This window comes from Flavobacterium sp., from assembly GCF_031381455.1.
Classification (GTDB): Bacteria; Bacteroidota; Bacteroidia; order Flavobacteriales; family Flavobacteriaceae; genus Flavobacterium.
On sequence record NZ_JANMXZ010000008.1, the window covers coordinates 70,728 to 92,733 of the forward strand.

Sequence of the window (22,006 nt, forward strand, 5' to 3'; positions counted from 1 at the left end):
TTGAATTAAATATTTGATTTGAAAAAGTACTTTATAAGAGGATCAAAAGTTATCCTATGGATTCTACTATCACTCATAGGATTAATCCTGTTGTTTATTATTGCCCTTCAAATTCCAGCAGTTCAACGATTTTCCAAAAACAAAGCTGTCACCTATCTCGAAGGAAAATTAAAAACAAAAGTTGTCGTTAACAAGATTCAAATCGGGTTTCCTAACGATGTAATTCTCGAAGGAGTTTATTTTGAAGACCAAGAAAACGATACACTTTTATCCGGTAAAAAAATCGCTGCAAACTTAAATATGTATGGATTGTTTACCAACAAAATTGAAATCACTTCGATTAAATTAGACGGCATCGTTGCAAACATCAACAGAAATAAAGAAAATAAATTCAGTTTTGACTACATAGTCGAGGCTTTTAAATCTCCCGAAAAACAAGATGACAATTCTCCTCCAATGGAGTTTTTACTGGATAAAATTGAGCTGAATAATGTTAGGGTTCGATTTCATGATATTTACAACAATAATGATTTGCGACTCAGTTTAAATCATCTGAAAACCCGAATCAAAACATTCGATTTAGAACAGATGAATTTTGAAATCCCAAAGTTTACAGTTGATGGATTGCAGTTTTCTTATAAACAAGGATTAGTCGGAAATTCCAGAAATACCAAATCAGAAAACTCAAAAAGTCCCGATTTAAAATTGAAATTAGAAACCCTTGATTTGTCCAAAATTAAAGGTTCATATGTGGATGAGAATTCAAAGATTACTATGAATATGGATTTTGATAAACTGTTGGCAAAAGTCAACATTTTTGATTTTAAAAATAACATAATCGACTTAGACCGAATAGCACTTTCTGATGCAACCTATAATTTGACTATGGGTAAAATCGTAAAAGAAAAAGATGGTAAATCTTCTGCAGAATCAAACAATTGGATAGTAAAATCGAATGAAGTTGCTTTCAAAAAAGTTAACTTCAGTTATAACAATGATAATTCAGCTCCAATCTCAAGAGGTATGGATTACCAACATCTAAACTTAAAAAAACTGAGTGTTGATGCCAATAATTTTGCTTACAATTCGGAGTCTATTTCAGGAAAAATCAATGCCCTGAAAGGCGAAGAGAAAAAAGGTTTAAAAGTAGAATCCTTAAAAACAAACTTTTATTACGGTCCGAAATCAGCGTATTTTAAAAATTTATATTTAAAAACAACGCAAACATTCTTGCGAAATGAAATCAGTATTGGCTATCCTTCAATTGAATCGTTGGCTGAAAATCCAGGGACACTTGTTATTAATGCACATCTCAATCAAAGTACGATTGCATTCAAAGACCTTTTACTTCTTGCTCCGCAGCTGTATGAAACTGATCTTTTTAATTCCAATCAAAATGCGGTTGTGTATGTCAACAGCACTATTTCAGGGAAATTGAGCAACTTGAATATTCCAAATTTGCAGCTTACTGGTTTTAGGAATACAAAAGTGAACGCCAGCGGAAGGATTATTGGTTTGCCTGATTCGGAAAAAGCGCATTATGATTTGAACATCAAAAACTTTGAATCGAATGCAAAGGATTTCTATAGTTTTCTGCCCAAAAATACGATTCCGAACAACATTCAATTGCCTACACAACTTGCTGCCAAAGGCACTTTCAAAGGAACTATCCAGAATTTCATTACCAATATGAGTTTTGCAACGAGTTCCGGAAACGGTAAAATAAAGGGAACTTTGGACCGAAGAGTAAAGGACAAGGAAAACTATAATCTTGACGCATCGCTTGATAATTTTGAGTTGGGTAGAGTATTGAAAAACGATTCCATTGGAAAAATTACACTGAAAACAAAAATAAAAGGAACAGGTTTTAATCCGAAAACTGCGAATGCCATTGTCAGCGCTACTATATTAAAAGCAAATTACAATCACTATACGTATCAGAATTTGGTTTTTGATGGAAAAATAAACCATAGCCTTTTTGATGTTACTGCTTTTACAAAAGACCCAAATTTGAAATTTGATTTGGTTTCTAGTGGAAGCTTTAAGGATAAACATCCTGCCGGAAAAATCCATTTGAATGTTGACATTGCCGATTTGGATAAACTCAACCTGCATGCCGGACCATTAAAACTAAAAGGCGTTTTGGATGCCGATATTCAATCGGCAAATCTGGATTACCTTAACGGAAATGCGAGTGTTCATCATTTGATTATTGCCAACGACAAAGAACAATATGCAACAGATTCTATCAGTGTAGTTGCCGTTTCCACATCGGAAAAAAATTCGATTGTATTAAATTCTCAATTTTTGGATGCTGAATTTATTGGAAAATATAGATTGTCAACCATAGCCAATTCGGTAAAAAACAGCATTTCAAATTATTATAATTTAAAGTCCAAATCCAAAAATGTTCCTTATGGCAACCAACAATTAGCCTTTAAAGTAAATGTTAAACCTACTCCTATTCTGCTAAAAATGGTTCCTGATTTAAAAAATATTGAACCTATTTTAATTACAGGAAGATATAATTCGGTGAATGATACCCTAATTGTAAATGGTTCAATTCCGAAATTAGTTTATGGCACAAATATTATTACAAATGCGAATCTAAAAGTAGATACAAAAGACAAAGCGTTGCTATTCAATTTTAGTGTTGACGAAATTAAAGATAGTCAGTTTCAGCTTCTTCGCACAAGCTTCAGCGGACAAGCCAAAGATGATGTTATTGATTATACGCTGCTTTTAAAAGACTTTAAAAATAAAGACCGTTATCTTATTGTCGGGAATTTAAAAGCAAAAAACGGCGGTGATGAAATTTCACTTAATCCTGAAAAATTAATGCTGAATTATGATCCATGGAAGATTTCTGAGGATAATAAAATTCGTTTTGCCAAAAACGCAATCTATTTTGACAATTTTGAATTGAGCAACGATAAAAGCAGCATTAGTCTTCAATCACAATCGAAAGGTTCTAATCCGCCATTGGCTGTTGAGTTTAAAGATTTTAAAATACAAACCCTTACCAATATTGTTCAGATGGAAAATATTGAAATGGATGGAAACATTAATGGAAAAGCGGTATTTAAAGACCTGATGTCAAAAGTGCTTTTCACTGCTGATGCAACGATTGATAATTTCACGTTCAAAAAAGAAGCCGTTGGTACAATTTATATAAATGTCGATAATTATACTGCGAACACTTACACTGCCAGAATAGAGCTAACCGGACTGGAAAATCAGATGAATCTTGACGGAACCTATAGATCCAGCGATGATAATCTGAATATGAACTTGGATATTCAGAAACTAAACCTAAAAAGTATTCAGGGTTTTTCTATGGATAATATTACCGATGGAACTGGCTATTTCTCTGGGAAATTCAAGGTTTCAGGCAATACTGGAAATCCAAAACTACTTGGTGATTTACAGTTTAATGATATTGGATTTAAAGCGACAAAGCTAAACGCGAAATTCAAATCGATGAATGATAAAATGACTTTTACTGATAATGTTATCGTTCTAGACAACTTCACTATATATGACGAAAAGAACAACGATTTGATCATTAATGGGAAACTCAATAATGCTAATTATCTCAATTTAGGATTTGATTTGACTGTGGATGCCTATAATTTCAAAGCCGTAAATTCAAAGGCAAAAGACAATGATACTTTTTATGGCGAATTGTTTTTAGACAATCATCTGATAGTAAAAGGAACAATGGAAAGTCCAAATGTGGAAGGAAATATCAAAGTCAACAAAGACACTAAATTCACTATTGTCTTACCGCAAGATGATCCATCAATAGCAGACAGAGAAGGAATCGTCGAATTTATAGATCAGGATCAACCCCCATTATTCACAAAACTTGCTGATGAAAATTTAAGTGAAACCGAAATAAAAGGAATTGATGCTTCAGTAAATATTGAAGTTGATAAAGATGCTGAATTATCATTAGTTATTGACAAAGCCAATGGTGACTTTTTAAAATTAAAAGGTGAAGCGCAACTTACAGGAGGTATTGATCCATCAGGAAAAACAACCTTAGTTGGTCGATATGAATTGGAAGAAGGAACTTATGAAATGAGTTTTAATTTGGTTAAAAGAAAATTTAACATCAAAAAAGGAAGTTATATTCTTTGGACTGGCGAACCAACAACTGCAGATATCAGTATTACAGCCTTATATAAAACAGAAGCCGCGCCATTAGATTTGTTAGATAATCAATTGACAAGTCTCACACCTGAGGAAAGAAATACATATAAACAAAAAATTCCTTTTGAAGCCGAATTGAAAATGAAAGGAGATTTGATGAAACCAAGTATCTCATTTGACATTATTTTGCCTCCAGGTAACAACTCTGTTTCTGGCGATATCATTACTAAAACAGAAGCAAAATTGGCACAATTGCGACAAGAGCCGGATGAATTAAACAAACAGGTTTTTGCTTTACTCTTGTTGAACCGATTCGTGGGTGAAAATCCTTTTTCGAGTGAAAGTGGCATTAGATCGGCTTCCTCATTTGCAAGAGAAAGTGCCAGCAAAATACTTTCGCAACAACTTAATAATCTAGCCGGCGATTTGATTAAAGGTTTTGAATTGAATTTCGATTTAGATTCTTCTGAAGATTTCACCACAGGTCAAAAGGAAAATAAAACTGATTTGAACGTTGGGCTTTCCAAAAAATTGTTGAATGACAGATTAAAAGTTACGGTTGGAAGCACATTTGGAATTGAAGGTCCGGAACAGAAAAACAAAGAAACTAATACCATTGCCGGAGATATTTCTGCCGAATACCAACTTTCAAAAGACGGACGATACAAACTTCGAGCTTATAGAAAAAACCTGTATCAAGTAGCATTACAGGGGCAAGTTATTGAAACCGGAGTTGGGTTTATTATCACATTGGATTATAATAAATTCAAAGAATTATTTCATTCAAAAAAGGACACAGCTAAACCAAAAGCTAAAAAAAAATCTAATGATTAAGAACTTAGTTATAGTATTCCTTCTTGCGTTATTTGCAGCAGCTTGTAGCGGTACCCAGAAATTGCCCGAAGGCGAACTATTATACGTTGGCGGAAAAGTTACCGTTAAAGACACGAGTGTTTCCCGAAAGGAACGCAAGGCATTGCAATCAAAATTGAAAGAAATAATTCGCCCTCTTCCAAACAAAAAGTTTTTGGGTATGCGCCCAAAATTATTCTTCTACAACCTTGCCGGAGATGTAAAAAAAGAAAAAGGATTTCGTCATTGGCTAAAATATACTGTCGGTGAAGCGCCGGTTTTATTTAGTGAAGTCGATTTGGAATACAACCGAAGCTTGTTGCAGAATTTCTCAGAAAACAATGGCTATTTCAATACAAGAACAAGCGCCGATTCTACCAGACATGGTAAAAAAGCAACTGCTGAATACATAGTAACTCCGGGAAAACAGTATAAAATTAAATCGATTCAATTCCCAACAGATTCATCTGCTGTTGGTTCAGCCGTTAGACTAACACAGAGACAAAGTTTACTGAAAGTTGGCGCAGGTTATAACCTAGATGTAATAAAAGCCGAAAGAGTCAGAATCGATGCGCGTTTGAAGGAGAACGGTTTTTATTATTTCAATGCCGAATATTTAAAAGTCCAGGTTGATAGTACTGTTGGAAAATATGATGTTGATTTAATCCTTAAAGTAAAAGACGAAACTCCAGTTGCAGCAAAAACAGTTTATAGAATCAATAAGATTGTCATTTACCCGAATTATTCGATTAATAATGACACCCTAAAAACATTCGAAAAATATCAAGATTTTATCATTGTCGGAAATGATAATTTATTCAAACCTCGTATTTTTGACCGAACCTTATACTTTAAAAAAGACGATTTATATAATAGAACTAATCATAATTTGTCGTTGAACAGACTGGTAAATCTAGGAACCTTCAAGTTCGTTAAAAATCAATTTCGGGTTTCTGATACGATTGGAAATTATTTGGATGCTTATTATTATCTAACGCCATTGCCACAAAAATCTATTCGTTTTGAAGTATTGGCAAAAACCAATTCGGCCAATTATACCGGAACCGAATTAAAAATAAACTGGAGCAACCGCAATACATTTCATGGTGCCGAATTATTGAGCATTTCAGTTTTTGGTGGACTTGAAGTACAATTAGGCGGAAAAAATAATGGCTTCAATGTCTATCGAGTTGGTGGTGAAGCAAGTTTGGTATGGCCAAGATTTATCGCACCTTTCAAACTTAGATCATCCAGTGGTTTTGTTCCTAGGACAAATACAACTATTGGTTACGAATTTCAAAACAGACAAAAACTGTATTCGTTGCAAACCTTCAAAGCTTCTTTTGGATATGCCTGGAAAGAAAACCTTCGTAAGGAACACTTGTTGAACATTACCGAAATTACATTTGCAAGTCCGGAAAACGTAACCGATTTATATAAGGAACAAGTAGCTTTAAATCCGTCGTTAAAAAATGTAATAGAAAAGCAACTCATTTTTGGACCAACATACAGCTACACTTATACTAATGAGGTAAATCAAAGAAAGAAAAACACTTTCTATTACAAAGGAGGCATCGACTTATCAGGAACAATTGCCGGTTTGATTACCGGTGCAGATATTAATAAAAAAGATCCTGTTGAAATTTTAGGGATTCCGTTTAGCCAATTTGTCAAAGTTCAAAGCGAGTTCAAGCATACGTATAAATTCAGTAAACAATCACTTTTAAAAAGTCGGATAATCGCTGGTGCCGCTTTCGCTTATGGCAATTCTGATGAAATTCCGTTTAGCAAACAATTTTTTATAGGTGGAACCAATAGTTTGCGTGCTTTCCGTTCCAGAGCTTTAGGTCCGGGAACTTATGATGGCTCGAATGAGATAAGTCAATTTATTCCCGATCAATCAGGTGATGTTAAGTTAGAATTCAATACCGAATACCGAACCAATATCTATCGCTTTATAAACGGTGCACTATTTATGGATGCCGGAAACATTTGGCTTTTAAACAAGGATGAAAATAAACCGGGTTCCCAATTTACTAAAGACTTTATGAATGAAATTGCTGTTGGTGTTGGTGCCGGACTTCGATTTGACTTCAGCTTTTTAGTGCTTCGAACTGATTTGGCTTTTCCAATACGAAAACCTTATTTACCAAATGGACAGCGCTGGGTCATAGACGAGGTCAATTTCGCAAGCGGTCCTTGGCGAAGCAGTAATCTTATATTCAATTTGGCTATTGGGTATCCATTTTAATATTTCAACCATTTTATAAGTTCTCTCCAAGTTGGTTTTTTACCATACATTAGAATTCCGACACGGTAAATCTTAGCTGCAAACCAAACGACTCCAAGGAAAGTACTGAATAGAATTACCATTGATACGATAATCTGCCACATCGGTACTCCAAACGGAATTCGCATCATCATAACTATTGGAGACGTAAGTGGAATCATTGAGAAAACTGTTGCCACTGTCCCGTTTGGGTCATTCATAACGGTAAAAAATCCAATATAAACACCTAAAATTAAAGGCATAATGATTGGCAACAAGAATTGTTGTGAATCGGTTTCGTTATCAACAGCAGCACCAATTGAGGCATAAAAAGAACTGTATAAAAAGTAACCGCCTATAAAATAAATGATAAAAGAAATCAGGATGGTTGCAATTGGTAAATTCCACAATTCCTTAATATACATTCCAATATTACTACCAGCAGCTTGTTGTGCAGTCTCCATTGCTTGAGCCTGCGCTCCCGCTGTAGCTCCCATATGAACTCCGAACATACTTGACACAATAAACATAGCAGACATACCTAATATAGCCCAAATCAGAAATTGTAGAATTCCCGCTAAAGAGGTTCCAATTATTTTTCCCATCATCAATTGGAATGGTTTTACGGATGAAATAATAACTTCAATAATTCGGGATGTTTTCTCTTCAATAACGCTTCGCATTACCATGTTTCCATACAAAATGATAAACATCATAATAAGATATCCAAAGGCGCCACCAATTATGATTTTGATTTCGTTTAAACCTTTAAGAGCTTCTTCGCCAGATGCCTTTACCAAGTTAATAGAAACTTCTGCTTTAGAATTTTTAATCGCCAATGTATCCAAGCCGGCTTTCTGGAAATTTTCTGCGGTGATTTTTTTGGCAATAACATCTTCTAAATCTTCCGTAAAAGAAACACTTGGACTGTCATTAGAAACATATTGAATTCCTTTTTGGAGTTGGGCATTGTCTTCGGCTTTAGGAATAATTATAAGACCTTCATAGCTTTGACTTATAATACTGTCTTTGAGTATTTTTAAATCGATTGTAGATAAATTGACGTATTTGTATTCCTCATCGTTTTTGAATTCATTTACAAATCTTCCGGTTTCATCATGAATGGCGATGGTTTTTAATTCCGCTTTCATGGTACTTAAATAGCCCACAAAAACACCAATTCCGACAAACAATAACGGACTTAAAAAAGTCATTACAATGAACGATTTATTACGCACTTTGGCAATAAATTCTCTTTTTATGATAAGTGGTAATTTGCTCATATTTTTTCTTAAATTCCAATATTTTAAAATCTAAATTCCAAATAAAATTCAATTTTCAAATTCAAAATTCAAAACATTCAATAATATATAGTTTGAAATTTGATTTTTAGTTTTTGCTATTCGTTTGTCTTTTGGGATTTTATTTTTGTTATTTTATTTTGTTACCGTTTGGATAAAAATATCATTCATGCTTGGGATTTTTTCCACAAAATGAGTTACTTGTCCTCTTTGAACTAAAGTATTCAATAAATCATTTGGTGTGGCATTTCCTAGATTAATTTCTAATTTCAATTCGTCATTTAACGATTTAAAATCAGTTTGAGATAAGGTAAATTTTTGTGATAAATCATACATCAAACCTTCAATGTTATCGCTCAAAATTCCGACTTCATAGCTGTTGGTTCTAAACTGTTTTTTTACATCAGAAAGTTTACCTTCAATCAGTTTATTCGATTTGTGAATTAAGGCAATGTAATCACACATCTCTTCTACACTTTCCATTCGGTGAGTAGAAAAAATGACTGAAGTTCCTTGTTTATTTAACTCGATAATTTCATCTTTAATCAAATTGGCATTTACCGGATCAAAACCAGAAAACGGTTCGTCAAGAATAAGCAACTTTGGTTTGTGCAAAACGGTAACCACAAACTGGATTTTTTGTGCCATTCCTTTAGAAAGCTCTTGAATTTTCTTGTTCCACCAACCCTGAATTTCCAAGCGTTCAAACCAATAATCCAATTGCTGCTTTGCTTCCTGCTTTGACAATCCTTTAAGTTGTGCCAAATACAAACACTGCTCGCCGACTTTCATGGTTTTATACAAACCTCTTTCTTCGGGCATATAACCAATTACGGCAACATCTTCAGGCTTTAGTTTTTCGCCATCCAGAAGTATTTCACCGCTATCGGGTAACGTAATTTGATTAATAATTCGGATTAAGGAAGTTTTTCCGGCGCCATTTGGACCGAGAAGTCCGTAAATACTGCCTTTGGGAACGGTTAAAGAAACTTCGTTAAGCGCGGTATAATCTCCATATTGCTTAACTACTTTGTTTACTTCAAGTATATTGCTCATATTTTTTAAATAAATTTCAAAAATTAAAAAACAAAAATCAAATAAATTTCAAATTCCAAAATAAAAACATCAATAGCAAAATTTGAAAATTGAATTTTGATCTTTGAAATTTATTTGTGATTTGGTTTTTTGAATTTGGTATTTAATTTCTGTAAAAGTAACGAATAAGTATGCAAGTCGAATTTTTTGTTACAAAAAACCCACCCTAATTTTTACAAAAGGATGGGAAAAATTGCTATGAAAAAGAAGTTACCTGTTTCCAAGTAACTTTCAAATATAAAAATATTTTTTTAACTATGAAAACATATCCTTTACTTTTTCAAAAAAAGATTTATCTCCCTTTTCAGGTTGTGGAATAAAGTTTTCATCTGTCAACGATTTTTCAAAAAACTGACGTTGCTCTTTACTTAGGGTTTTTGGTGTCCATACGTTGATATGAACCAATAAATCTCCGTTACCATAACTATTTAGACTCGGAATTCCTTTGCCTTTTAATCTTAAAATTTTTCCGGATTGAATACCATCTTCTAGTTTAATTCTTACTTTACCATTAACAGCATCAATATCTTTTGAAACTCCGAGTGCTGCTTCGGCAAAGCTGATGTATAAATCAAAGTGAAGATTTTCGCCTTCACGCTTTAAAAATTCATGTTCCAGTTCTTCTATGGCAACAATTAAATCTCCCGGAACTCCATTTCCCGGAGCATCATTTCCTTTGCTGGAAACTTTTAATTGCATTCCGTCAACTACTCCGGCCGGAATTTTAATAGAAACCGTTTCGTCTTCCAATATCATTCCGTGCGCATCGGCATTATTGGGTTTGCTTTCAATAGTTTGTCCTGAACCTCCACAAACATGACAGGTTGTAGCTGATTGCATTCTGCCCAAAATGGTATTGGTAACTCTCAAAACCTGACCTTGTCCGTTGCAAGTAGAACAAGTTTTATATTTTACGCCAGCGGCTTGAACTTTACGTTTTACTTTGACTTTTTTCTCAACACCATTGGCAATTTCTTCTAAAGTCAATTTTACTTTGATACGAAGATTGCTTCCTTTAACTCTGCGTTGTCCTCCTGAATTTCCACCAAATCCACCAAATGCACCACCAAAAATATCACCAAACTGACTGAAAATATCATCCATATTCATGTGATGTCCTCCACCATAACCACTGGAAGCATCAAAAGCAGCATGACCATATTGATCATATTTTGCTTTTTTATCAGCATCGCTTAATACTTCATAAGCTTCGGCAGCTGTTTTGAAGTTTTCTTCGGCTTCTTTGTTTCCTGGATTTTTGTCTGGATGGAATTCAATCGCTTTCTTTCGATATGCTTTTTTTATTTCTTCAGTAGAAGCGCTTTTTGACACGCCTAATATTTCGTAAAAATCTTTTTTGCTCATAATTTTTTTATAAAATTTAAACGCGATAAATCGCGTTTCTATTCAGTTATAATTAGAAATTAATTTCCAATTACAACCCTTGGAAAACGAATTATTTTGTTGCCCAATTTATATCCTTTTTCAATCACATCTACAATTTTACCTTTCAAATCGGCTGTTGGTGCCGGAATCTGAGTAATCGCTTCTGCAAAATCAGCATTAAAAGCATCACCAGCTCTTACTTCAACTTGTTCTAAACCTTTTGAAACAAGTGTGCTTTTTAATTTCTCGTGAATCAATTCGACACCTTTTAGTAATACTTCATCTTCCGATTTTGCAATTTCGGTCATTGCTCTGTCAAAATCATCTAATACCGGCAACAAAGCTTGTAAAACGTCTTGATTGGCAGTTTTAAACAAATCTATTCTTTCTTTAGCTGTTCTTCTTTTGAAGTTTTCAAATTCAGCAAAAAGGCGTAGAAATTTATCTTTTTCATTGGCTAAATCTTCCTGAAGCTTTTCTTCAACGGTTAATTCGGTTACTGATTCAATTTCATTTACAATGTTATCTGATGTATTTTCATCAATAATTATTTCTTTTTCTGTATTTTCAGTATTCATCGAGTTTTTATTTTTAAAAATATTTTTCATATTCATTTTTTTCGCTACACTCCAATTAATTAATTTTTCTTAATATCAAATGCCTCGAGTTATGATTTTCGGTTTGCAAAAGTACTGCCATTTCTTTAAAAATGTCAAATTGTCATTCAATTTTGTTTCAAAAAAAATATTTTAAGTTGGAAATAAACACCAAATTTTAATAAAACTTTAATAAAATTTTAAGACTATTACGATTTCGTTTAGATTAAATTTGTATCTCTAAACTGATTAAGTATTCAATTTAGGTTAGCTTATCGCTGTAAAAAATTATTAATTCAAGAATCTTTATAGTAAAAAAAAGTGCTGTTAAACAACAGCACTTTTTTTATGAATATAAATCAGCAATCGCATTCTTTATCTCGGGAAATTGAAATTGAAAACCGTTATCCATAATTTTTTGAGCAGATAGATTTTTACTGGAAAATAGCAGGTAACTCATTTCGCCAAGTATCAGCTTCATTACAAATTGTGGAATATTGGGTAGAAAAAGTGGTTTTTTTAGTGTCTTTGCAATAACAGTTGTTAACTCTTGATTGCTTATCGGATGTGGAGTTACCGCATTATAAACACCTTCCAGTTGATTTTCTATAGCAAACCAATACATAGCAACCAAATCATTGATATGTATCCAAGATTGGATTTGTTTCCCATTTCCCATTGCTGCACAAAAACCTATTTTTATAGGTTTCACCATTTCCGGTAAAGCGCCACCAGCATTAGAAAGTACAATCCCAGTTCTGAGTCTACAAACTTTTAAACCTAAAACTTGAAAACGGTTGGCACTTTCTTCCCATTTTTTAACCACATTAGAAAGAAAGCTATCTTCTGTCTCTGTTGTGGTTTCATCATAAACAGTATCAAAACTTTCAGGATAGATAGCCGTTCCTGAGGCGGAAATAAATTGTTTTATTTGGTTTGGATTTTTTTTAACTAAATTATAAAGTAGTTCACTCGATAATGTTCTGCTTTCTATTATTTCCTGTTTGTAGTCATTTGTCCAACGTTTTGCAATATTGGCTCCAGCCAAATGAATAATAACGTCAACTCCATAAATACAATTTTCGTCAATTTTACTTTGCTCCGGATTCCAGTAAAAGCCTTGGTAGTTAGGTTTGCTTTCAATCTTAGAAAGCGAAGTAGTCAAGTAATGCACAGAATGATTTTTGGCTAACAATAGTTTTACCAACTCATTACCTATTAAACCTGTGGCACCAGTTATAAGAATCCTCATTTTTGAAATATTTTATCAAAGTTACAATCAACATCTCATAAATAAAACCCAATTATAAAGGGTTTAACTTTTGTCAATGCTTTCAATTTAATACTCCATTCAAAATTTAATTCAGAAACTTGTTCTCCTTTTTCATTTAGGCCAATAGATTTCATCCAAATTGTTTGTCCTTCACCAGTCGCAATTGTTTTTTTGATGGCATCCTCAATTAAATGACCATCATTACATATGAATGTTATTCGCCCTGTGGCTTTTTTTGAGAAGTTTCCATTGTTATTGGCGACCAACATTGAGATATTCTTGCCACTATTTTTGATTTGCATCATTACTAAAGCTCCAGTTGTTAATTCTGCTGCCATGGCTTGTACCGCAAAATACATTGATTTAAAAGGGTTTTGATTAAACCATCTGTGCTTCACTGTTACGACACATTGTCCCTCTGAAATAGACTTTACTCTAACGCCACTCCAAAAAGCAGACGGTAATTTTAAAAATAAAAAGGCATTCAATTTTGCAGGTGAAAATTCCATAAGAGCTTGATTTTACTGTAAAAGTACAATAAAATTGATTGATTATAGCTTTTAACGAAATGTTAATTTTTTGTTAAATGTTAGTACTTTGTATTGCATAGTATCTTTTTTTGATTGTATCTTTGTATAAGAAATTAATAGTCTATCTATAGTATTAAAAGTTTCGCTCATCAATCAACAACTTAAAAAACAAAATCATGACAACAACTAATGACAAAAACATCGCTACCGTTTTGCACCTTAGCACATTGACACAATATATTATTCCGTTTGGAAATTATATTTTTCCGATTGTCATCTGGAGTTCAAAAAAAGGAGAATCAGAATTTATTGATTACAACGGAAAACAAGTGTTGAATTTTCAGTTGAGCATCTTTATATATAGTGTTGTGTTATGCTTAATCGCCATACCTATATTTATATACACTATTTTTCAAAATGTTCCTTTTGATGCTTGTTTTGATGATCACAATTTTGTCATTAATAATTTAAAAACAGGTCACCTAACCGGAGCGGTAATAATTGCAATTGCTGCCGTGCTCCTATTCATCTTTATAAAAGTTGCAGAATTTGTACTAATCATACATGCTGCAGTTAAAGCGTCAAACGGAGAAGAATATAAGTATCCTTTAAGTATTCCGTTTTTTAAATAAAATCACTCATCATCAATCAAAATCATCAATCAAAATTATCAGTTTCAATCATCAGTTTCAATCATCAACAAAAAAGAATTAGTAATCAGAAAAAATTAAATCATGTATTATGAACATTGAAAACACAAAAGCCCAGATGCGTAAAGGTGTTTTAGAATTTTGTATCTTGTGTGTCTTAAGAGACAAAGAAGCATACACTTCTGAAATATTAGACACTTTAAAAAACGCTAAACTGCTTGTGGTAGAGGGAACAGTTTATCCGCTATTGACAAGACTAAAAAATGACGGTTTGCTCAACTACCGTTGGGAAGAATCAACTTCTGGACCACCAAGAAAATATTACGGTTTGACAGAAATAGGAAAAACATTTTTAACTGAATTAAATGGCACTTGGACTGAATTGTCTGATGCTGTAAACATCATCACAACTAACAAATCAAAGAAATCATGAACAAAACAGTAAATATTAATATAGGTGGTTTAATTTTTCACATAGATGAAGATGCATACCAAAAATTGACTCGATATTTCGAAGCAATAAAAAGATCCCTTTCTAATTCTTCCGGTCAGGATGAAATCATGAAAGATATTGAAATGCGTGTGGCCGAATTGTTAACTGAAAAACAAAAAAGCGACAAACACGTAATCAACAATAAAGATGTTGATGAAGTAATTGTAATTATGGGACAACCTGAAGATTACCGAATTGACGACGATTCAGACGATAAAGCTGCATCGGAACCATTTTATCCATATACAAAATCTAAAAAATTGTATCGTGATAAAGACAGAGGAACAATTGCAGGAGTTTGTACAGGTTTAGGTCACTATTTCGGAATTGACGCCGTTTGGTTAAAAATCTTATTCTTGATATTATTCTTCGGATTCGGAACCGGATTTATTGCTTACATCATCCTTTGGATAGCAATGCCAAAAGCAGTAACTACTTCTGAAAAACTAGAAATGACTGGTGAACCGGTTACTATTTCCAATATCGAAAAAAAAGTAAGAGAAGAATTTGAAAGCGTTTCTAACAAGTTTAAAAATGCTGATTATGACAAAATGGGAAACGAAGCAAAAGCCGGAGCGACAAAAGTAGCTGATGGAATTGGCGAAATCTTCATGAATGTTTTCAAAGTATTTGCAAAAATATTAGGGGCAATAATCGTAATTTTCTCTTCATTTGCCTTATTGGGAATATGCTTTGCTTCTATCTTTATGATCTTTTCATCCTCAATGCCGGATAATTACATTCTGAATCATATCAGCACACCAATTGGTTTAGAAACACCTATTTGGGCTCAGGGAGTATTATTCCTTCTAGCTTTTGGAATACCAGCGTTTTTCTTCTTAATGCTTGGATTAAAATTATTGGTAACCAACTTAAAATCGATTGGCAATATTGTTAAATTCAGCTTATTGGGTATATGGATAATTGCAGTTGGAATCTTAATTTCATTAGGAATAAACGAAGCTACACAAATAGCTTTTGACGGAAAATCGGTGAAAAAAGAAACTATCAATATAGCGCCAACAGATACTTTGTATGTGAAATTTAAAAACAATGATTTTTATTCAAAAGATATTTACCATAACACCGATTTCAGATTAACACAAGACGAGAAAAACAATGAAATAATTTATTCTAATAATGTGACAATTGAAATTATGAAAACGGAAGAAGCACTGCCATATATCCAAATTGAAAGATTGGCAGTAGGAAAATCGGCCGTTGAAGCTCGAAATCGTGCAGAAAAAATCAAATACGGTTATAAAATTGAAGGAAATCAATTAATTTTAGATAATTATTTACTGACCGATATTCACAATAAATTCAGAGGTCAACAAGTAGAATTGTTCTTGTATTTACCAAAAGGAACCATATTCAAAGCCGATCAAAATGTTCAAGATTATGATAGAACAAGTAACGACTTTTTTAATTTACACTTTAGCTCAAGTGACTATATATATAAAGTAGGAGATACTCAGGTAAAATGTTTGAACTGCCCATCTGACGAAAATGAGTATAACGATGTTGAAGACGGCACAACTGAAGTTATTACAAATGAAAATGACAGCACAGATGTGGTAACCGTAAAAGTAAATGGTAAAACAGTCATTGAAACCAAATCAGGAAAAACAAAAACAGGAAAACTTACTGTTGGCGAAAACGGAGTAATAATTAAATCTAACTAATCATGTTGAAGTTCGTAGTGTTTTGCACCAAAATAATTGTAGTAACAATGGCAGCAGTATTATTTAGCTCATGTCATGTAAAAGATATTGATTTCGGTCCTGGTATAGATGGAAACGGAAATGTGACAACACAAAAACGTAACGTTGAAGGTAACTTTACAAAAGTTGATGTAAGTCGCGGTTTAAACGTTACATTGGAGCAAGCGGATACCTATTTTGTAGAAGTAGAAGCCGATGAGAATTTGCAAGAACACATTTCTGTTAAAGTTGAAAACGGAACACTTTTCATCTCTACAGATGAAAATATTGATGAAGCAACAGCTAAAAACATTCGAGTTAAATTGCCTTCATTAACCGCGCTTGAAACAACCAGTGGTTCATCAGTAAGTACAAAAAACACCTTTAGCGGAACCGATATTGATGTAAAAATCAGTAGTGGAAGCGAAGCCGATTTAAGCTTAGAATATGATGTAATAAAATGTGAAAGCACTAGCGGAAGCAGTATAGCTGTAAAAGGAAAAGCACTACAACTAAATACACATTCTTCTAGCGGAAGCGAAATTGATGCTCAAGGTTTATTAGTTAACGATGTCGTTTCGGAATCATCAAGCGGCAGCTCAACTGATGTACATCCATTAGTGAGTTTAAATGCTAAAGCATCCAGCGGAAGCTCTGTAGATTATCACGGTTCTCCCAAAACTGTTAGTAAAGAAGAAAGTTCGGGCGGAAGTGTTTCCAAAGAATAAGTTAATAAAACATCTCAATGAAAATTGAGATGTTTTTTTTTCTATTTTTGACACTCGAGGCTTAAGCCGAATTGGCGAAGCAAACTGTACGAAGTAAAAACATAGATGCTACATTCATGAAAAAAATAATTACACTAAGCTTTCTTTTTCTCACTATTCTAACTTTTGCACAAAAGAAAGAAAAAGTAAAAGGTTCCAAAATCGTTAAACTTGAACAAAAACAAGTAAACGACTTTGAATCTCTTGAAGTAGAAGACAACTTGGAAATATTTTTGATTAAAGGAAATGAATGCAGCATCGAAATAGAGGCCGATGACAACTTGATAGAATTTGTTGAGTATAAATTGGCTGGTAAAAACCTCCGAATTTCGACTTCCAGAGATATATCAAGTTATAAAAAACTAAGTGTTCGTGTTACCTATACAGACAAATTTAATTTGCTCAGCGCCAAAGACGAAACTAATGTAACTGCGCTATCCGATGTAGTTTTAGACAATATAACCTTTAAGTGTTATGACTATGCCAAATTGTTTTTAAATGCCAAAACAAAAAGCTTTACTTTGATGGCAAACGATAGATCAAAAGTAGAACTCAATTTAAAATCTGAAAAAACAGCCATTGACTTGAGTAAAAGTGCTTATGTAAAAGCGCTTATTTCTTCGGGTGAAATGAAATTTGATATGTATCAAAAGTCATCTGCCGAAGTCGAAGGCGATGTATTAGATTTAAAACTGCGATTAGATAACAACACAGATTTCACAGGTAAAAAACTAACTGCAAAAAACGCTTTAGTAGAAGTTAGTGGTTATGCTAACAGTAGCATCAGCATTAGTAACATTGCTACTATTGATGCTTCAGGAAATAGCGAAATTGCTTTGTTTGGAGAACCTGTTAAAATTGAAATCAAACACTTAGTCGATAGTGCCACACTCCGAAAAAAGCCAACAACAAAATAAAAAATCCCTTCTCGTTTTTGGAACGAGACGGGATTTATATTAACTATAATACTTAAATTAACGTATCAATCAAATTCGTAATTCGTAATTATTATTTACTCTAAAGATGCCAAATAACGTTCTGCATCCAAAGCTGCCATACAACCCGTTCCCGCAGCAGTTACCGCCTGACGGTAAACATGATCTGCCGCATCTCCACCAACAAAAACACCTTTTACATTGGTTTTAGAAGTTCCCGGTTCGTTAATGATATAGCCTGTTTCATCCAAATTTAAATAGTCTGAAAAAATATCCGTGTTGGGTTTGTGACCAATGGCTACAAAGAAACCCGTTGCCGGAATATCAAAAATAGTACTAGTCGTTTTATTTTTTGCTTTAACTGCAGTCACCACTTGCCCATCGCCCAATACTTCAACAGTATCATGGTTCATCAATATGGTAATATTCTCTGTTTTGCGAACACGCTCTTCCATGATTTTTGAAGCTCTGAATTTCTCACTTCGCACCAACATTGTAACTTTTTTACAAAGCTTTGATAAGTAATGTGCTTCTTCGCAAGCCGAATCTCCGGCTCCAACAATAACAACTTCCTGATTTCTATAAAAGAAACCATCACAAACCGCACAAGCAGAAACACCACCACCCATTTGCAAATAATGTTGTTCCGAAGGCAATCCTAAATATTTAGCCGAAGCGCCGGTCGATATAATCACGGTTTCAGCATGAATTTCTTTAGTGTCGTTAATCCATACTTTATGAATGCTTCCTGAGAAATCTACTTTGGTTGCCCAGCCATCGCGAACATCTGTTCCAAAACGTTGCGCCTGAGCTTGAATATTAATCATCATTTCAGGACCTGTAATACCTTCAGGATTCCCCGGCCAATTTTCTACTTCATTAGTTGTGGTTAATTGTCCACCAGGTTGCGTTCCTTGATATAAAACCGGATTCAAATTAGCTCTGGCAGCATAAATGGCAGCAGTATAACCCGCAGGCCCTGAACCTATAATTAAGCATTTTATTTTTTCAATTGTATCTGACATGATTTGAATTTATTTTGGTAGCAAATGTAAACTTTTCAGTCGAAAATAAATCCGTAAACCAATCGCTAAATGCAATTTGTGAATAAGATTAGATTATTGTTAAAAAGAAAGAAAATAGAGAAAAGAAAAAAGAGAAAAGATGGATTCAATTGATTGATAAACCCGTAAAATGATTCACGGGATAAAAAAAATAAAAAGCTTTTGTTTCCTAATTAATAATTATATATTTGCACTCGCTTTCGGGGTGTAGCGTAGCCCGGTTATCGCGCCTGCTTTGGGAGCAGGAGGCCGCAGGTTCGAATCCTGCCACCCCGACCAGTAAATCCTTTCTGTTGCAAACAGAGAGGATTTTTCATTTTAAAATAGCCAAGCTCGCTTGAGGTATTTTAAAATGAAAAAGGTTTTGAATGTGAAACAGTCAAAAGGATTTACTTGTAATAGAGCCCAAAATCAGGATATCCAATCCTGCTTCTTACTTCTTTTCTCTTTTTTCTTTTCTCTATTTTCTTTTTTCTTGCTTCTTGTTTCTTTTCTCTAAAAACTTCCGATATAATTTCTATTTTTGTTGAAACTAAATCAACACAACTTTATATGCTAATTATCGGAATTGCAGGCGGTACCGGAAGTGGAAAAACAACTGTTGTACAACAGATTATTAATGAATTGCCCGAGACCGAAGTTGGGGTTATTTCTCAAGACTCTTATTACCGAGAAAACAATAACCTAAGTTTTGAAGAAAGAGCACTAATCAATTTTGATCATCCTCGTGCCATTGATTTCGAATTGTTAGTCCAACATCTTGCTGCATTAAAAAAGGGTGAAATCATCGAGCAACCCGTTTATTCTTTCGTAACACACAATCGCACAGACGATAGTATTATCACACATCCCCGAAAAGTAATGATTGTGGAAGGAATTTTGATTTTGGCAAACCCGGAATTAAGAGAAATGTTTGATGTCAAAATATTTGTTAATGCCGATTCTGATGAACGTTTGATTCGTCGTTTAAAAAGAGATATTGCCGAGCGTGGTCGTGATATGGAAGAAGTTTTAAATCGTTACCAAACGACTTTGAAACCAATGCACCAACAATTTATTGAACCAACTAAAGGATTTGCTGACATCATTATTCCAAATGACAAATACAATACCGTGGCTATCGATGTGGTAAGAGCCGTTATCAACCAAAGAATTACCTAAATTTTCTTTTCATGAGTTACTTTAAAAATCTAACGAATGCCTATCCTATTCTAAAAATTCTCGGAAACAGATACGTTATTGTGTTGGCTTTTTTTATCGTATGGATGCTGTTTCTAGACAATACTTCCTATCTGGAACACCACATTTTAAACAAGCAGCTCAACGAACTCGAAGACAATAAAAAATACTATCAAGACGAAATCAGGAAAGATAGCGAAAACATCAAACAACTGAAAAATCCGGACCAAATAGAAAAATACGCCCGCGAAAAATATTATATGAAACGCGACAGCGAAGACATCTACATCATCGAATTTGAGGGAGATTCTATCAAGGATGAAAAAACAGATTCAAAATCTTTATAAGATAAAATTATGGCTGAAAATTTATTTGATGCTTTCGAACCCGTTTCTTCCAAACAGTGGAAACAACAAATTCAGTACGAACTCAAAGGCGCGGATTATAACGACACTTTGGTTTGGGAAAGTCTGGAAGGCATTAAGGTAAGACCATTTTATCACGAAGATGAAACATATATAAAATATACCCTAAAAGAAAATACCGAGCCGTTTCAAATCCTGCAAAACATCTACGTTCACGATGTTAACTTATCCAATAAAAGAGCTTTAGATAGTTTAAACCGTGGTGCTGAAAGCATTCGTTTTACAATTGAAAACGAGAGTGTTATCCTAGCTGACTTAATGCAGAATCTTCCTTTAGAAAACGTAAATTATTTTTTTTATTTGCCTTTCCTTTCAATCGATTTCGTAAACAAAATAAATGAATTTGCTACTAAAAATAATGCAAAGTGCTTCATCCAGCTCGACCCAATTGGGCAACTAACCAAAGACGGAAACTGGTTCGAAAACCTTGACAAGGATTTTGAAAAGCTGAATGCAATTAGTAGCAAAACTTCTGTTCCTTTTATAACTATTCAATCAGGTCTTTATCAAAACGCCGGAGCCAATATGGTGCAGCAACTCGCCCATACTTTAGCTCACGTCAATGAATATTTTAATCGAATAAAAAGTATCAACCAACCGATAACTATTGAAATTGCTGTTGGTACCAATTACTTTTTTGAGATTGCCAAACTAAGAGCGTTGCGTTTATTATTCAACACCTTGGCATCCGAATACAATCACCCTTTCAATTGCCACGTCATTGTTACACCAACCAAACGTAACAAAACGCTATACGATTACAATGTCAATATGTTGCGCACCACAACCGAATGCATGAGTACAATATTGGGCGGAGCCAATAGTATTGCCAATTTACCTTATGATGCCTTGTATCACAAAGACAACGAATTTGGCGACCGAATTGCACGTAACCAATTATTGGTTTTAAAACACGAAAGCTATTTTGACAAAGTCAGTAATCCGGCTGACGGAGCCTATTATATCGAAGCCTTAACCGAACAACTAGCCGAAAAAGCATTGCTGCTTTTCAAAGAAATCGAGGAAAAAGGCGGTTTTATTACACAACTCATCGAAGGAAATATCCAAAAGAAAATTAGCGAAAGCGCTGCAAAAGAGCAAGAACTTTTTGATACCGGAAAAGAAGTTTTGTTAGGAACCAACAAATACCCAAACAAAAACGACAAAATGAAACACGATTTGGAATTGTTTCCATTCTTAAAACAAAAGCCACGCAAAACGCTTATCACACCAATCATAGAAAAGCGATTGGCTGAAAAAATAGAACAAGAACGTTTAAAGTCAGAAGAAAACTAATTAATTTCGCTACTTTTGAATATAAAAATAAAGGAAT

Annotated in this window: 17 protein-coding genes and 1 tRNA gene; 11 read left to right on the top strand and 7 right to left on the bottom strand. The window is 33.8% G+C overall.

What is annotated here, in order from left to right:
- Nucleotides 1–18: 18 nt before the first annotated feature.
- Complete coding sequence (locus tag RMN97_RS01960) at nucleotides 19–4,989, top strand: translocation/assembly module TamB domain-containing protein (RefSeq protein ID WP_309612842.1); 4,971 nt, start codon at nucleotides 19–21, stop codon at nucleotides 4,987–4,989.
- Nucleotides 4,982–7,258 (top strand): BamA/TamA family outer membrane protein, encoded by a 2,277-nt coding sequence (locus RMN97_RS01965; RefSeq protein WP_309612843.1) that lies wholly within the window; start codon nucleotides 4,982–4,984, stop codon nucleotides 7,256–7,258. The genes RMN97_RS01960 and RMN97_RS01965 overlap by 8 nt, the downstream gene beginning before the upstream one ends.
- Here the strand turns inward: RMN97_RS01965 and RMN97_RS01970 are convergent.
- The 6 genes from RMN97_RS01970 to RMN97_RS01995 form a co-directional block, all read right to left on the bottom strand.
- A complete protein-coding gene (locus RMN97_RS01970) occupies nucleotides 7,255–8,559 on the bottom strand; it encodes an ABC transporter permease (protein ID WP_309612844.1) in 1,305 nt (434 codons plus the stop codon). The two genes, RMN97_RS01965 and RMN97_RS01970, sit on opposite strands and share 4 nt — an antisense overlap.
- Before the next feature lie 153 nt (nucleotides 8,560–8,712).
- Nucleotides 8,713–9,633: an ATP-binding cassette domain-containing protein gene (locus tag RMN97_RS01975; RefSeq protein ID WP_309612845.1), complete on the bottom strand. Its 921-nt coding sequence runs from the start codon at nucleotides 9,631–9,633 to the stop codon at nucleotides 8,713–8,715.
- Between the two features lie 294 nt (nucleotides 9,634–9,927).
- On the bottom strand, nucleotides 9,928–11,037 hold the full coding sequence (gene dnaJ / locus RMN97_RS01980; protein ID WP_309612846.1) for a molecular chaperone DnaJ: 1,110 nt from the start codon (nucleotides 11,035–11,037) through the stop codon (nucleotides 9,928–9,930).
- Between the two features lie 59 nt (nucleotides 11,038–11,096).
- Nucleotides 11,097–11,672 (bottom strand): nucleotide exchange factor GrpE, encoded by a 576-nt coding sequence (locus tag RMN97_RS01985; protein ID WP_309612847.1) that lies wholly within the window; start codon nucleotides 11,670–11,672, stop codon nucleotides 11,097–11,099.
- Nucleotides 11,673–12,000: 328 nt separating this feature from the next.
- Nucleotides 12,001–12,906, bottom strand: a complete 906-nt coding sequence (locus tag RMN97_RS01990) for a TIGR01777 family oxidoreductase (protein ID WP_309612848.1) — start codon at nucleotides 12,904–12,906, stop codon at nucleotides 12,001–12,003.
- Nucleotides 12,907–12,941: 35 nt separating this feature from the next.
- Nucleotides 12,942–13,436: a DUF4442 domain-containing protein gene (locus RMN97_RS01995; RefSeq protein ID WP_309612849.1), complete on the bottom strand. Its 495-nt coding sequence runs from the start codon at nucleotides 13,434–13,436 to the stop codon at nucleotides 12,942–12,944.
- A 197-nt stretch (nucleotides 13,437–13,633) separates the two neighbouring features.
- Here RMN97_RS01995 and RMN97_RS02000 point away from each other — a divergent pair, with 197 nt between their 5' ends.
- The 5 genes from RMN97_RS02000 to RMN97_RS02020 all read left to right on the top strand — a co-directional run bounded on the left by RMN97_RS02000 (nucleotide 13,634) and on the right by RMN97_RS02020 (nucleotide 17,987).
- Nucleotides 13,634–14,089 (top strand): DUF4870 domain-containing protein, encoded by a 456-nt coding sequence (locus RMN97_RS02000; protein WP_309612850.1) that lies wholly within the window; start codon nucleotides 13,634–13,636, stop codon nucleotides 14,087–14,089.
- A 109-nt stretch (nucleotides 14,090–14,198) separates the two neighbouring features.
- Nucleotides 14,199–14,540 (top strand): PadR family transcriptional regulator, encoded by a 342-nt coding sequence (locus RMN97_RS02005; protein WP_309612851.1) that lies wholly within the window; start codon nucleotides 14,199–14,201, stop codon nucleotides 14,538–14,540.
- Nucleotides 14,537–16,285 carry a PspC domain-containing protein gene (locus tag RMN97_RS02010; protein WP_309612852.1) on the top strand — a complete coding sequence of 583 codons (1,749 nt, stop codon included), beginning with the start codon at nucleotides 14,537–14,539 and terminating at the stop codon, nucleotides 16,283–16,285. Before RMN97_RS02005 ends, RMN97_RS02010 begins: the two co-directional genes overlap by 4 nt.
- A gap of 47 nt (nucleotides 16,286–16,332) precedes the next feature.
- Nucleotides 16,333–17,031, top strand: coding sequence for a head GIN domain-containing protein (locus RMN97_RS02015; protein ID WP_309612853.1), 699 nt, complete (start codon nucleotides 16,333–16,335; stop codon nucleotides 17,029–17,031).
- A 116-nt stretch (nucleotides 17,032–17,147) separates the two neighbouring features.
- On the top strand, nucleotides 17,148–17,987 hold the full coding sequence (locus tag RMN97_RS02020; protein WP_309612854.1) for a GIN domain-containing protein: 840 nt from the start codon (nucleotides 17,148–17,150) through the stop codon (nucleotides 17,985–17,987).
- A 95-nt stretch (nucleotides 17,988–18,082) separates the two neighbouring features.
- Here the strand turns inward: RMN97_RS02020 and trxB are convergent, their stop codons facing one another.
- Nucleotides 18,083–19,030, bottom strand: coding sequence for a thioredoxin-disulfide reductase (gene trxB, locus RMN97_RS02025; protein ID WP_309612855.1), 948 nt, complete (start codon nucleotides 19,028–19,030; stop codon nucleotides 18,083–18,085).
- Nucleotides 19,031–19,270: 240 nt separating this feature from the next.
- Between trxB and RMN97_RS02030 the strand changes: the two genes are divergently transcribed.
- From RMN97_RS02030 to RMN97_RS02045, 4 genes are all read left to right on the top strand, one after another.
- A tRNA-Pro gene (locus tag RMN97_RS02030) sits at nucleotides 19,271–19,348 on the top strand.
- A 273-nt stretch (nucleotides 19,349–19,621) separates the two neighbouring features.
- Entirely contained in the window at nucleotides 19,622–20,230 is a 609-nt protein-coding gene (gene udk / locus RMN97_RS02035; RefSeq protein WP_309612856.1) for a uridine kinase, read from the top strand.
- Between the two features lie 11 nt (nucleotides 20,231–20,241).
- Nucleotides 20,242–20,595: a septum formation initiator family protein gene (locus RMN97_RS02040; protein ID WP_309612857.1), complete on the top strand. Its 354-nt coding sequence runs from the start codon at nucleotides 20,242–20,244 to the stop codon at nucleotides 20,593–20,595.
- 9 nt (nucleotides 20,596–20,604) lie between these two features.
- The gene (locus RMN97_RS02045; RefSeq protein ID WP_309612858.1) at nucleotides 20,605–21,969 is read left to right on the top strand and encodes a methylmalonyl-CoA mutase subunit beta; all 1,365 of its coding nucleotides are present in this window, start codon (nucleotides 20,605–20,607) and stop codon (nucleotides 21,967–21,969) included.
- Nucleotides 21,970–22,006: the final 37 nt, after the last annotated feature.

What these genes read in the sequence shown, in the direction of transcription:
- RMN97_RS01965 (WP_309612843.1), top strand. Translation starts at nt 4,982, where the DNA reads ATGATTAAGAACTTAGTTATAGTATTCCTTCTTGCGTTATTTGCAGCA.
- RMN97_RS01970 (WP_309612844.1), bottom strand. Translation starts at nt 8,559, where the DNA reads ATGAGCAAATTACCACTTATCATAAAAAGAGAATTTATTGCCAAAGTG.
- RMN97_RS01975 (WP_309612845.1), bottom strand. Translation starts at nt 9,633, where the DNA reads ATGAGCAATATACTTGAAGTAAACAAAGTAGTTAAGCAATATGGAGAT.
- dnaJ (WP_309612846.1), bottom strand. Translation starts at nt 11,037, where the DNA reads ATGAGCAAAAAAGATTTTTACGAAATATTAGGCGTGTCAAAAAGCGCT.
- RMN97_RS01985 (WP_309612847.1), bottom strand. Translation starts at nt 11,672, where the DNA reads ATGAATATGAAAAATATTTTTAAAAATAAAAACTCGATGAATACTGAA.
- RMN97_RS01990 (WP_309612848.1), bottom strand. Translation starts at nt 12,906, where the DNA reads ATGAGGATTCTTATAACTGGTGCCACAGGTTTAATAGGTAATGAGTTG.
- RMN97_RS01995 (WP_309612849.1), bottom strand. Translation starts at nt 13,436, where the DNA reads ATGGAATTTTCACCTGCAAAATTGAATGCCTTTTTATTTTTAAAATTA.
- RMN97_RS02000 (WP_309612850.1), top strand. Translation starts at nt 13,634, where the DNA reads ATGACAACAACTAATGACAAAAACATCGCTACCGTTTTGCACCTTAGC.
- RMN97_RS02005 (WP_309612851.1), top strand. Translation starts at nt 14,199, where the DNA reads ATGAACATTGAAAACACAAAAGCCCAGATGCGTAAAGGTGTTTTAGAA.
- RMN97_RS02010 (WP_309612852.1), top strand. Translation starts at nt 14,537, where the DNA reads ATGAACAAAACAGTAAATATTAATATAGGTGGTTTAATTTTTCACATA.
- RMN97_RS02015 (WP_309612853.1), top strand. Translation starts at nt 16,333, where the DNA reads ATGGCAGCAGTATTATTTAGCTCATGTCATGTAAAAGATATTGATTTC.
- RMN97_RS02020 (WP_309612854.1), top strand. Translation starts at nt 17,148, where the DNA reads ATGAAAAAAATAATTACACTAAGCTTTCTTTTTCTCACTATTCTAACT.
- trxB (WP_309612855.1), bottom strand. Translation starts at nt 19,030, where the DNA reads ATGTCAGATACAATTGAAAAAATAAAATGCTTAATTATAGGTTCAGGG.
- udk (WP_309612856.1), top strand. Translation starts at nt 19,622, where the DNA reads ATGCTAATTATCGGAATTGCAGGCGGTACCGGAAGTGGAAAAACAACT.
- RMN97_RS02040 (WP_309612857.1), top strand. Translation starts at nt 20,242, where the DNA reads ATGAGTTACTTTAAAAATCTAACGAATGCCTATCCTATTCTAAAAATT.
- RMN97_RS02045 (WP_309612858.1), top strand. Translation starts at nt 20,605, where the DNA reads ATGGCTGAAAATTTATTTGATGCTTTCGAACCCGTTTCTTCCAAACAG.